The following is a 12,193-nucleotide window of genomic DNA, read 5'->3' as shown; positions in this document are numbered from 1 at the left end:
GCCGGGCTGGGCCGAACCCGGCGAGGTCGACGACCGCGCCATCTACCGCCGCTCCGACGACGTGCCGCTGCGGCCGGGCGGGGCCCGCCCGGTGCAGGCCGAGATCGTCGACGGCGTCCCCGTCTACCGTATTTATCGGCCACGTCCGACCCAGCCGGCGTACGGCCCGCGTGGTGGGGGCAGCTGATGACGCTCAGGCGTCTGCACCCGCGTCCGACCCAGCCGGCGTACGGCCCGCGTGGCGGGGGTAGCTGATGCCCATCCGGACCACGCGCGGCCGCGCCGCCGCCTACCGCTCGATCTGGCAGTGGCCGTTGCGGTCGCCCGCCCGGCTCGTGATCACCGTCGTCGGCGTGGTCGCGGTGGCGGTGCTGGCCGGGGCGGGCGCGGCCGCGGTCGGTGGCGGCTCGAACAACGGCGGGCTGCTCGCGTCACCCGGCCCGACCACCGTGGCCGTGGCGCCCCCGTCCGCCTCCGACCCGTCGTTCCCGTCGGGGACCTCGACCACCCCCTTCCCGACCGCGCTGCCGCCGGTGCCGGCGCTCACCCCTACCACGCTGCCGCTCGCCGAGGCCCCCGCCGCCGCGTTGCAGGTGGCGGGCCGCTGGGCCGCGGCCTGGGTCCGCCCGCCGGCCGGCACCACCCAGCAGCAGTGGCTGCAGGGGCTCAGCGCCACCACCACCGCCGAGTACCTCGGGATCCTCAACACCGTGGATCCGTCCAACATCCCGGCGACGCGGGTCACGGGCGCACCGACCGCGCTCCGCGTCTCGCCGAGGTCGGTCCAGGTCGAGGTGCCCACCGACACGGTGAAACTGCTGGTCACCGTCGTGATCTCGGACGCGGGCGACTGGCGGGTCTCCGACAGCGACCGGGCGTGACCCGTGAGAGCCCTCCGACCGCTGCGGCTGCTGCTGCCGTTCGTGGCGATCGTCGCGGCGCTGGCCCTGTTCATCGGGGTCGCGTTCGTCGCGTTCAGCGCCAGCGGCGGCACCAGCGGCGGGGCGTCCACGCTCGGAGCCTGTGACGCGTCGTCGTCCGGCGGGCTCGCGGGCGGGCATGCCGGGGTCCGGATCGGCGACCTCAGTCAGGAGCAGCGGGACAACGCCGCCACGATCATCGGCGTGGCCAAGAGCATGGGGGCGCCGCCGCGCGCGTGGCTCGTCGCACTGGCCACGGCCATGCAGGAGTCGACCCTGCGCAACGTCAACTACGGCGACCGCGACTCCCTCGGTCTGTTCCAGCAGCGGCCGTCGCAGGGCTGGGGATCGCCGGCCCAGGTCACCGACCCCGTCTACAGCACCACGATCTTCCTGCGACGGCTGATGGCGATCCCCGGCTGGGAGACCCTCCCGGTCACGGTGGCCGCCCAGGCCGTGCAGCGCTCCGGCTTCCCCGACGCCTACGCGAAGTGGGAGGGGCTGGCGTCGCAGCTGGTGTCCCAGCTGGCCGACGTCGCCGCCGTCGGCACGTCGTGCGGCACGGCCGTGCTCGCCCAGGGTGTGGCCGGAGCGGCCATCGGTTTCGCCCTCCACGAGGTGGGCAAGCCCTACGTGTGGGGCGCGACGGGCCCGAACTCCTACGACTGCTCGGGCCTGATGCTGCAGGCGTTCGCCTCGGCCGGCATCACCCTGCCCCGGGTGGCGTGGCAGCAGTACAAGGCGGGCGGGCACGTGCCCGTGCGCCAGGCCCAGGCCGGTGACCTGCTGTTCCTCGCCACCGATCCCACCGATCCGAACACCATCCACCACGTCATGCTCTACATGGGCGACAACAAGATCGTCGAGGCGCCGTACACCGGCGCCTCGGTCCGGGTGGTTCCCGCGCCGTGGAACGATCCGGAGCTGGTGCCGCTCGCCACGCGGGCCGGCACCACGCCCAACAGCGCCGCGTGAACGCAGGAGAACCGATGCCGTCCGAAACGTCCGTGCCCGCGTCGACGACGCCGGTGCAGGACTACGCCGACCGTCCCGCCCCCGGGGCCACCACCGACCACCTGGTGATCCCCCGGTCACTGGCGCAGTCGATGCCCCTGCGGTGGCAGCAGGTGTTCGTCGGGCTGCTCGCGGACCTGCACGACGCCTACGGGCACCTGCCGTGGCCGGACTACGCCGTGGTCCCGAGCCGCTGGGAGTACCTCGTCGACCTCGACGAGGAGCAGCTCGCCGCGCTGGGCTTCCACGCCGACCTCGGCCCCGACGGCGACCTCGAGTACCGCGACGGCGCTGAACGCCTGGTGGACGCGCCGGAGCGGCACCGCGTCCTGGCCCCCGTCGACGACCCGCTGCCGCCGGCGTCGGCCGGCCGCGTCGAGCCCCGGCCGAAGAAACCTCTCTGAGCCACCCGTCGTGGACGGCGGTGCCGTCCGCGAGGCGGGCCACCGGCAGGTAGGTGGGCTGGGCCGCTGATCACGATGCGGCGGCGGGCCATGATCGGTGGTTCGGGACCGACGACCGTGCTGTGCAGGGCTGCGCGTCCCCGATCGATGATCACCGGATCCGCCCCGCCGGCCCGACGCGATCGCCCTCCTCCTGTCAGCCCGACCCGCGGCGCTGCGGGGAGCGCGGATCGGCCGGGAACACATGGCCGGGGTCGCGCGTTGGGCAGGACAGATACAAGTTGAGCGGGGCACGCTCAAGGCCGGGCGAACGGCCGGAGCGGCTCCGTGCAAGACTTGAGTCGAGCAAGCGCAACACCCACAGATCTTCACGGAGGAACCACCATGGCTCGTGCGGTCGGTATCGACCTCGGAACCACCAACTCGGTCGTCGCCGTCCTCGAGGGCGGCGAGCCGACGGTCATCGCCAACTCGGAGGGTGCGCGCACCACTCCGTCGGTGGTGGCCTTCGCCCGCAACGGCGAGGTCCTCGTCGGGCAGTCGGCGAAGAACCAGGCCGTCACCAACGTCGACCGCACCATCCGCTCGGTCAAGCGCCACATCGGCACGGGCTGGAGCACGGACGACATCGACGGCAAGAAGTACTCGTCCCAGGAGATCAGCGCGCGCGTGCTGCAGAAGCTCAAGCGCGACGCCGAGGCGTACCTGGGCGAGGAGATCACGGAGGCCGTGATCACCGTTCCCGCCTACTTCGAGGACTCCCAGCGTCAGGCCACCAAGGAGGCCGGCCAGATCGCGGGCCTCAACGTGCTGCGCATCGTCAACGAGCCCACCGCGGCCGCACTCGCGTACGGCCTCGACAAGGGTGACAAGGACCAGACCATCCTCGTGTTCGACCTCGGTGGCGGCACGTTCGACGTGTCCCTGCTGGAGATCGGCGAGGGCGTCGTGGAGGTCAAGGCCACCAACGGCGACAACCACCTCGGTGGCGACGACTGGGACGAGCGGATCATCACGTGGCTCGTCGACAAGTTCAAGGCCAGCCAGGGCATCGACCTGACCAAGGACAAGATGGCCGGTCAGCGCCTGCGTGAGGCCGCGGAGAAGGCGAAGATCGAGCTGTCCTCGCAGAACAGCGCCACGATCAACCTCCCGTACATCACGGTCGACCAGGACAAGAACCCGCTGTTCCTCGACGAGACGCTGTCGCGCGCGGAGTTCCAGAAGATCACGTCCGATCTGCTCGACCGCACGCGCAACCCGTTCAACCAGGTCGTGAAGGACGCCGGCATCTCCGTCGGCCAGATCGACCACGTGGTGCTCGTCGGCGGTTCCACCCGCATGCCGGCCGTCACCGAGCTCGTCAAGGAGCTCACCGGCGGCAAGGAGCCCAACAAGGGCGTCAACCCGGACGAGGTCGTCGCCATCGGTGCCGCCCTGCAGGCCGGTGTCCTCAAGGGTGAGGTCAAGGACGTCCTGCTGCTCGACGTCACCCCGCTGTCGCTGGGCATCGAGACCAAGGGCGGCGTGATGACCAAGCTCATCGAGCGCAACACCACGATCCCCACCAAGCGGTCGGAGATCTTCACCACGGCCGACGACAACCAGCCGTCCGTGCAGATCCAGGTGTTCCAGGGTGAGCGCGAGATCGCGGCCTACAACAAGAAGCTCGGCATGTTCGAGCTGACGGGCCTGCCGCCCGCCCCCCGTGGTGTGCCGCAGATCGAGGTCTCGTTCGACATCGACGCCAACGGCATCGTCAACGTCTCGGCCAAGGACATGGGCACCGGCAAGAGCCAGGCCATGACCATCACCGGCGGATCCGGCCTGAGCAAGGACGAGATCGACCGGATGATGAAGGAGGCGGAGGCCCACGCGGACGAGGACAAGAAGCGCCGCGAGGACGCCGAGGTCCGCAACCAGGCCGAGTCGCTCGTCTACCAGACGGAGAAGTTCGTCAAGGACAACGACGATAAGCTCCCGGCCGACGTCAAGGACGGCGTGAACTCCGCGCTGACCGAGGCGCAGGAGGCCCTGAAGGGCACCGACTCCGACGCGATCAAGGCGTCCATGGAGAAGCTGGCCACCGAGTCCCAGAAGATGGGTTCGGCGCTCTACCAGCAGCCCGGTGCCGAGGGTGCCCCCACCGCCGACGCCGGTGGGCCCACCGCTGACGCGGGTGCCGACGACGTCGTCGACGCCGAGATCGTCGACGAGGAGAAGGACAAGAAGTGAGCGACCACGACAAGCACGCCGAGAACGGTGACGGCGAGCCGGTCGTGGTCCGGGACCGGCGCCGGATCGATCCGGACACCGGTGAGGTGCGTTCTCCGTCCGACGTGGAGTCGGACGGGGGCGCCGCCCCGGCCGAGCCGGCCGGCGACCCCCGGGTCGACGCGCTCACGGCCGAGGTGGCCGAGCGCACCGCCGATCTGCAGCGGGTCTCCGCGGAGTACGCCAACTACCGGCGCCGCGTCGACCGCGACCGCGAGTCGGTGCTGGTGGGGGCCCGCGTCTCGTTCGTGTCCGAGCTCCTCACGGTGCTCGACGACCTCGACCGCGCCGAGTCCCACGGCGACCTGACCGGCGCCTTCAAGGCCGTCGCCGACAAGGTCACCTCCGTGGTGCAGAAGCTCGGCCTGGAGTCGTTCGGGCTGGAGGGCGAGCCCTTCGACCCGTCGGTGCACGAGGCCGTGCAGCACGACACGTCCGAGGCGAGCGGCAGCACCGTCGCCGTGCTGTCGGCGGTGCTCCGCCGCGGCTACCGCATCGGCGACCGCGTCCTGCGGCCGGCGATGGTCACGGTGGTCGACCGTGCCGATGCCCCCGGCTACGAGGACGCACCTGCCGACGCCACCGAGGCCTGAACCAGAAAGGAGGCGGGATGACCCAGCGCGACTGGATCGAGAAGGACTTCTACCGTGAACTGGGCGTCGCCTCCGGCGCCACCGGTGAGGAGATCAAGAAGGCGTACCGGAAGCTCGCCCGCGAGCTGCACCCGGACGCCAACCCCGGCGACCCCAAGGCCGAGGCCCGCTTCAAGTCGGTCTCCGAGGCCTACGGCGTCCTGTCCGACGACAAGAAGCGCAAGGAGTACGACGAGACGCGTGCCCTGTTCGCCGGTGGCGGCGGTGGCGGCGGCTTCGGCGGCGCCCAGGGCTTCCCGGGTGGGTTCGGGTCCGGTGCCGGCGGGCAGGGCTTCGGCGGGGGCTCGCAGGGGTTCGACATCAACGACCTGCTCGGTGGGCTGTTCGGTGGCGGCGGTGGCCGGGGCACCGCGGGGCCGAGCGCCCCGCGGTCCCAGCGCGGCGCCGACGTCGAGAGCGAGCTGCGCATCGACTTCGTCGACGCGGTCCGCGGCGCCGAGGTGCCGATCCGGCTCTCCTCGCCCGGCCGCTGTGAACGCTGCGGCGGCACGGGGTCCAAGCCGGGCACCCAGCCCCGGTCCTGCCCCACGTGCAACGGGGTCGGGCTCGTCAGCTCCAGCCAGGGGGCGTTCGCGTTCTCCGAGCCGTGCCGCGACTGCCGCGGCACGGGCCGGATCATCGACGACCCCTGCCCCGAGTGCGGCGGCGACGGCGTGAGCACGCGGATCCGCTCGCTCACCGTCCGCGTCCCGGCCGGGGTGGCCGACGGCAACAAGGTGCGTCTCAAGGGCCAGGGCGAGCCCGGCCGTGGCGGCGCACCCGCGGGGGACCTGTACGTCAGGGTCCACGTCACGCCGCACCCGCTGTTCGGTCGCTCGGAGCGCAACTCCGACGACCTGACGCTCACGGTGCCCGTCACGTTCCCGGAGCTGGCGCTGGGCACCACCCTCACGGTGCCCACGCTCGACGCGAACGTCACGCTCAAGATCCCGGCGGGCACCACGAGCGGGCGCACCTTCCGGGTGCGCGGGCGCGGTGTGCCGAAGAAGGCGAAGGCGGGTGACCTGCTCGTCACCGTCGAGGTGGCGGTGCCGGCCACGCTGGACGACGCGGCCACCGAGGCGCTGCAGGCCTACGCCGAGGCCACCAAGGGTGACGACCCGCGCGCCGACCTCCTCGGCAGCCCCCGATGACCGGCCCGTCGCTGCCGCCGGGGGCCACCTCCGACAGCCCGATCTTCGTGATCTCGGTGGCGGCGGAGCTGGCCGGGCTGCACGCGCAGACGCTGCGCAGCTACGACCGGCTGGGGCTCGTGAGCCCCGGCCGGTCGGCCGGCGGTGGGCGTCGCTACTCGGCCCGCGACATCGCCCTGCTGCGCGAGGTGCAGCGCCTCTCCCAGGAGGAGGGCGTCAACCTCGCCGGCATCAAACGCATCATCGAGCTGGAGCAGCTCGTCGACGAGCTGCGCAACCGGCTCGAGGAGATGGCGCAGGAGCTGCTGGCGTCCCGGGCCGCGGCCGAGCAGGCCACGGCCTCGGTGCACGCCTCCTACCGCCGCGACCTCGTGCCGGTCGACCGCCGCTCGGCGCTGGTGGTCTGGCGACCGAAACCGCGGGAGAGGTAGCGGCCCCGGAGAACCGCAGCTCAGTGCCGCAGGCCGGCCTGCTTGAGCAGCGGCATGACCTTCTCACCGAAGTACTTGAGCTCCTCGTTGAAGTCGATGAGCCCGAAGATCATGCCCTCCATGCCGGCCGCGTTGAGCTTGCCCAGCTCCTCGGTCACCTGCTCCGGCGTGCCGACGATCGGGTAGCCGCCCCAGCCGGCGATGAAGCGCTCCTGCATCTCCTTGACGGCGTGGTCGAACGACTGGCTCGCGCCCGAGCCGGCGATCTTGATGACGTTGCCGGCCGCGCCCCAGTCGCCCTCGTCGACGACCTGCTGGAAGGCCCGCTTCGCCTCCTCCTCGGTGTCCCGGCAGACGACGAGGCCGTAGGTCATCGCGTGGATCTCGCGCTGGTACTCCTCGCGCGCCTTCGCCTTCAGCTTCGTCGTGTAGCCCTTGATGTTCTCCAGCGTGTCCAGCGAGGCGAAGTTGAAGTCGACGTTCCGCGCGGAGAACTCGATGCCCGACGGCGAGTTGCCCGCGTTGATCAGGGCGGGCCGCGGGCCCTGGTGCGGCTTCGGGTAGGCCTCGAGCAGCTCGGCGTCGAAGTACTTCGAGTGGATGCCGAACGTGCCCTGCTCGGTCCAGAGCCTGTTGACGAAGTCGAGCCACTCCTGGCCGTAGGCGTAGCGCTCGTCGTGCTCGCGCTGCTCGGAGCCGAACATCTCCATCTCCGGCGGCACCCAGCCCATCACCATGTTCAGGGCGAAGCGGCCCCCGGAGATCCGGTCGACGGTGGTGGCCTGCTTGGCCGCGACGATCGGGTGCATCGTCGGCAGGTGCGAGGTGGCGGCGACCGCGATCCGCTCGGTGGCCTCGGCGACCCCGGCGGCCCAGGTGTAGGTCTCGAAGCAGTTGCCGTTGAAGTTCGTGGACCCGCCGAAGCCCTTCCAGCGGGCGACGGGCACCAGCACGTCGAACCCGAGCCGGTCGGCGCGCTGCGCGATCTCCTTGGTGTGCTCCCAGGTGATCTCGAAGCTGCTCGGGGCGTGGCTCATGATCAGCCCGTAGGAGCAGTTGGTGCCGAACAGGCCCAGCTTCATCTTCTGGTCGCCGAACAGCGGGTTGGTCTCGGTGCGGTCGGCCGCGGGCTGCGTCTCCGCGGCCGGGCGGGGGTCGGTGGGGGCGAGGCCGAGGCGCTCGTTGGCGGTGACGGTCATGGTGATCTCCTCTAGGTAGCTCAGCCGAGCTGGAACGGGTCGCGCGTGCCGCCGGTGAGCTCCACGAACACCGACTTGTTCTCCGTGTACTCGGCCAGCGCGTCGACGCCGTTCTCGCGGCCGATGCCGCTGGCGCCGAAGCCGCCGAAGGGCATGTTCGGCGCGATCACGCGGTAGGCGTTGATCCACACGGTGCCGGCGCGGAGCTTCCCGGCCACGCGGTGGGCGCGGTGCACGTCCTTCGTCCAGACGGCGCCGGCCAGGCCGTAGGGGGTGTCGTTCGCGAGCTTGAGCGCCTCGTCCTCGTCGGTGAAGGTGTACGCGGCGAGCACCGGCCCGAACACCTCCTCGCGGACGATCGTGTTCTCCGGCCCGACCCCGGTGACCACCGTGGGCCGCACGAACAGGCCACCGCGCTCGGCGTCGGGCTCGCCGCCGCAGGCGAACGTGGCGCCCTCGGCCGCCGCGCCCTGCAGGTAGCCGAGCACCTTCTCGTACTGCGGCCGGTTCGCGACCGGGCCCATCTCGGTCTCGGCCTCGTTGGGGTCGCCCAGCTTGATGCTGTTGGCCCGCGCCACGACCTTCTCGATCAGCTCGTCGTGCACGTCGGCGTGCACGATCAGCCGCGAGCCGGCCATGCACGTCTGGCCCGTCGCGGCGAACACGCCCGCGATCAGCCCATTCGCGGCGGCGTCGAGGTCGGCGTCGGGGAAGACGATCTGCGGGCTCTTCCCGCCGAGCTCCAGCGTCACGCGGTTGAAGTTGGCCACCGCGGCCTGGGCGACCTTCGCCCCGGTCGCGGACGAGCCCGTGAACGCGATCTTGTCGACGCCCTGGTGCGTGGCCAGCGCCTCGCCGGTGGAGCGGTCCCAGCCGGTGACGACGTTGAGCACGCCCGCGGGCAGGCCCGCCTCGTGCAGGATCTCGGCGAACGCGACGGTGGACGCCGGCGCGTGCTCGGACGGTTTGACCACCATCGTGCAGCCCGCGGCCAGCGCCGGGGCGAGCTTGAACGTCAGCAGCAGCAGCGGGGAGTTCCACGGCGTGATGGCCCCGACGACGCCCACCGGCTCGCGCGTGGTGAACCCGAAGTAGTTGGGGTTCACCGGCGGCACGGTGCGGCCCTCGACCTTGTCGGCCAGCCCGGAGAAGTAGTAGTACCAGTTCGGCAGCGCGTTGAGCTGCCCGATCATCTCCCGGTAGAGCTTCCCGGAGTCGTTCACCTCGAGCCGGGCCAGCCGCTCGGCGTTGGCGGCGATCGCGTCGCCGCACCTGCGGATGATCGCGGCCCGTTGGAAGCCGGTCATGGCCCCCCACTCGCCCTCGAAGGCGGAACGGGCCGAGGCCACCGCCTCGTCGATGTCCTCGGGGCCGCCGTCGGCGAGCCGGGCCCACGCCGAGCCGGTGTAGGGGTTCTGGGACTCGAACGTCCGGCCGGACCGCGCGTCGACCGACTTCCCGTGGATGAAGAGCCTGAGTTCCTCGAGCTGTGCGGGTGGCGTCATCGCCCTCTCCCTCGTCGGAATCGTTGCTGCGGGCGACGCTAGGGACGGCGGCCGGACGCCGATATCCGGCGACGGCGGGCCTCGATCCGCTGAGTGCAGCGCCACGGCGTGACCACGCACGTCTGCACGCAGCGGATAGCGCGTTGCGCTCAGAGGCTGGTAGCCCGCCCCCCGGCCTGCTTAGGCTCGGGGGAGCTACCTGACACGAGGAGGTGTCGCGACGAGATGGAGGGCACACCCGATCTCGCCCGCTTCCCGGTGCTGGGCACCACGAGCCTCGACGAGGCCCGCGACGCGGTCACACGCGTCTACCTCGACCACGAGCTGACCGCGCCGAGCGACTCCATGCGCATGACGCTCAACGCCGTCTCGGACCGCCACTTCACGCTCGGGTACCTGGCCTACGGTGCGAACGCGAAGCTCGTGATGCCGCCGACGGAGGACTGCTACCACGTCAACCTCACGCTCGGCGGCCGCACCGACGCCGACCGCACCGACGGTGCCCGCGCCAGCACGCACGCGCGGCGCAGCGGGATCGTCCTCTCGCCGGAGCAGCGCAACACCGTGCGCTGGTCACCGGACGCCGAGCAGCTGATCCTCAAGATCCCCCGCACCAGCCTGGAGGGCCACCTCGGCGACCTGCTGGGCCGCCGCGTGCACGAGGTGATCGAGTTCGACTACGGCCTCGACCTGAGCACCGGGCGGGGCGGCACCCTGCTCGCGTCGGTGGAGTTCCTGGCACGCGAGCTCGACCGTCCCGGCGGGCTCGCCGACATGCCGATCGCCCGTGAGCAGCTCGAGGCGTTCGTGATGACGCAGCTGCTGCACGCCGGGCGCCACCAGTTCGCCGACGACCTGCTCGCGCCGGTCGAGCCCGTGCGGCACGGCCGGCTCGCGCCGGTGCTGGACTACATGGAGCAGCACGCCGACGAACCGCTCACCCCGCAGGAGCTCGCCCGGGCCGGGTGCATGAGCGTCCGGACGCTGCACGCCACGTTCCAGCAGGCGCTGGGCGAGTCGCCGATGAGCTACCTGCGGCGGATCCGCCTCGACCACGTGCGGGCCGAGCTGCAGCGCAGCGACCCCACGCTCGTGCGGGTCACCGACGTGGCGATCCGCTGGGGTTTCCTGCACCAGAGCCGCTTCGCGCAGCAGTACCGCGAGCGCTTCGGCGAGCTGCCGCGCGAGACCCTGCGCGGCTACTCGGCGGCGGCCACGGGATAGCGGCCCGCCCACCGGGTTCCTATCGTCGGTGCTGTGACCCCTGCCCCCGCAACCCCTGCGCTGACCGGTGTCCGCGTCCTGGAGCTCGGCACCCTGATCGCGGGCCCGTTCTGCGGTCGGCTGCTCGCCGACCAGGGCGCCGACGTGATCAAGATCGAGGCGCCCGACCGGCCGGACCCCCTGCGTGACTGGGGCCAGGCCGAGGTCGATGGCCACCACTTCTTCTGGACCGTGCACGCCCGCAACAAGCGCTGCATCACCCTCGACCTGCGCAGCGACCGCGGACGCGAGCTGCTGCTCGAGCTCGTCGACACCGCCGACGTGGTGCTCGAGAGCTTCCGGCCCGGCACGCTGGAGAAGTGGGGCATCGGCCCGGACGTGCTGCGCGCCCGCAACCCGCGCCTCGTCGTGGCCCGCGTGTCGGGCTACGGGCAGACCGGTCCGCACAGCAGGCGCCCCGGCTACGCGTCGGTGGCCGAGGCCGTCAGCGGGATGCGCCACCTCAACGGGTTCCCGGACGGTCCGCCGCCGCGCACGGCGCTGTCGATCGGCGACTCGCTGGCCGGCATGTTCGCGATGCAGGGGGTGCTGACCGCCCTGTTCGCCCGGGACCGCGACGGCGGGCTCGGGCAGGTCGTGGACGTCTCCCTCGCCGAGTCCTGCCTGGCCCTGCTGGAGTCCACGATCCCCGACTACTCCGCCACCGGCCTCGTCCGCGGCCCGGGCGGCACCCGCCTGGAGGGGCTCGCCCCGTCCAACCTCTACCGCTGCGCCGACAACCGCTGGCTGATCATCGCGGCCAACCAGGACACGGTGTTCGCGCGCCTGTGCGCCGCGATGGGACGCGGGGAGCTCGTCGACGACCCGCGCTTCGCCACCCACACCGCGCGGGGCCGCCACCAGGACGAGATCGACGCCGTCGTGGGCGAGTGGGCCGCGCAGCACGACGCCGACGCGCTCACCGACATCCTGGAGACGGCGGGTGTGGTGGTCGGGCCGGTGAACACCGTGGCCGAGGTGGTGCAGGACCCGCAGTTCCTGGCCCGCGACATGCTCGTGGCCCACCACGACGAGGCCCTCGACGCCGACGTCCTCGGGCCGGGCGTGATACCGAAGCTGGACCGCACACCCGGCAGCGTGCGCTGGGCCGGTTCGCCGCGTCCCGGCACCCACAACACCGAGGTCTACACCGGCCTGCTCGGCTTGAGCGACGACGAGCTCGGGAAGCTCGTCGCCGACCGGATCGTCTGAGAGGGAGCAATGATCGACGTACGTGAGGTCGGCCTGCGCGACGGTCTCCAGCTGGAGCGCCCCGTCCCGCTGGAGACCAAGCTGGAGATCCTCGACGCCGTGGCCCGCACCGGCGTGCGCCGCGTCGAGGTCACCTCGTTCGTCTCGCCGACCGCGGTGCCGGCCCTGGCCGACGCCGAGCAGGT

At 71.8% G+C, this 12,193-nt stretch carries 12 protein-coding genes (1 of these 12 running past the window's edge); 10 read left to right on the top strand and 2 right to left on the bottom strand.

The genetic code is table 11. From position 1 onward, the window contains the following. From BGP03_RS25135 to BGP03_RS25100, 8 genes are all read left to right on the top strand, one after another. Positions 1-187, top strand: partial view of a hypothetical protein gene (locus tag BGP03_RS25135; RefSeq protein ID WP_299737730.1) — the end only. 1,724 nt of this gene lie to the left of the window's left edge; 187 of the gene's 1,911 nt are visible here — the last part of the coding sequence; its start codon lies off the left edge, out of view; its stop codon occupies positions 185-187. Positions 188-254: 67 nt separating this feature from the next. Then, positions 255-881 (top strand): hypothetical protein, encoded by a 627-nt coding sequence (locus BGP03_RS25130; RefSeq protein WP_296370496.1) that lies wholly within the window; start codon positions 255-257, stop codon positions 879-881. Positions 882-884: 3 nt separating this feature from the next. After that, positions 885-1,895, top strand: coding sequence for a C40 family peptidase (locus BGP03_RS25125; protein WP_296370495.1), 1,011 nt, complete (start codon positions 885-887; stop codon positions 1,893-1,895). Positions 1,896-1,909: 14 nt separating this feature from the next. Then, positions 1,910-2,338 carry a hypothetical protein gene (locus BGP03_RS25120; RefSeq protein ID WP_296370494.1) on the top strand — a complete coding sequence of 143 codons (429 nt, stop codon included), beginning with the start codon at positions 1,910-1,912 and terminating at the stop codon, positions 2,336-2,338. 384 nt (positions 2,339-2,722) lie between these two features. Further along, positions 2,723-4,573 carry a molecular chaperone DnaK gene (gene dnaK / locus BGP03_RS25115; RefSeq protein WP_298798007.1) on the top strand — a complete coding sequence of 617 codons (1,851 nt, stop codon included), beginning with the start codon at positions 2,723-2,725 and terminating at the stop codon, positions 4,571-4,573. Next, entirely contained in the window at positions 4,570-5,205 is a 636-nt protein-coding gene (gene grpE / locus BGP03_RS25110) for a nucleotide exchange factor GrpE (RefSeq protein ID WP_296370492.1), read from the top strand. Before dnaK ends, grpE begins: the two co-directional genes overlap by 4 nt. Positions 5,206-5,222: 17 nt before the next feature. Next, a complete protein-coding gene (gene dnaJ, locus BGP03_RS25105) occupies positions 5,223-6,398 on the top strand; it encodes a molecular chaperone DnaJ (RefSeq protein ID WP_296370491.1) in 1,176 nt (391 codons plus the stop codon). Then, a complete protein-coding gene (locus BGP03_RS25100; protein WP_298798005.1) occupies positions 6,395-6,829 on the top strand; it encodes a helix-turn-helix transcriptional regulator in 435 nt (144 codons plus the stop codon). Before dnaJ ends, BGP03_RS25100 begins: the two co-directional genes overlap by 4 nt. A gap of 20 nt (positions 6,830-6,849) precedes the next feature. Here the strand turns inward: BGP03_RS25100 and BGP03_RS25095 are convergent, their stop codons facing one another. Further along, a complete protein-coding gene (locus BGP03_RS25095; RefSeq protein ID WP_298798003.1) occupies positions 6,850-8,028 on the bottom strand; it encodes an LLM class flavin-dependent oxidoreductase in 1,179 nt (392 codons plus the stop codon). Positions 8,029-8,048: 20 nt separating this feature from the next. Next, positions 8,049-9,533, bottom strand: a complete 1,485-nt coding sequence (locus BGP03_RS25090; RefSeq protein ID WP_296370488.1) for an aldehyde dehydrogenase — start codon at positions 9,531-9,533, stop codon at positions 8,049-8,051. Between the two features lie 225 nt (positions 9,534-9,758). On the opposite strand from BGP03_RS25090, the gene BGP03_RS25085 reads away from it, so the two are divergent. After that, positions 9,759-10,757 (top strand): helix-turn-helix domain-containing protein, encoded by a 999-nt coding sequence (locus BGP03_RS25085; RefSeq protein WP_296370487.1) that lies wholly within the window; start codon positions 9,759-9,761, stop codon positions 10,755-10,757. Positions 10,758-10,790: 33 nt separating this feature from the next. Further along, positions 10,791-12,008, top strand: coding sequence for a CoA transferase (locus tag BGP03_RS25080; protein WP_298798000.1), 1,218 nt, complete (start codon positions 10,791-10,793; stop codon positions 12,006-12,008). The last annotated feature ends 185 nt before the right edge of the window (positions 12,009-12,193 follow it).

The sequence above is a fragment of the Pseudonocardia sp. 73-21 genome (assembly GCF_001899645.1).
GTDB lineage: Bacteria > Actinomycetota > Actinomycetes > Mycobacteriales > Pseudonocardiaceae > Pseudonocardia.
Note: the sequence above shows the minus strand (reverse complement) of the source record. Positions and strands in the feature narration are given on the sequence as shown.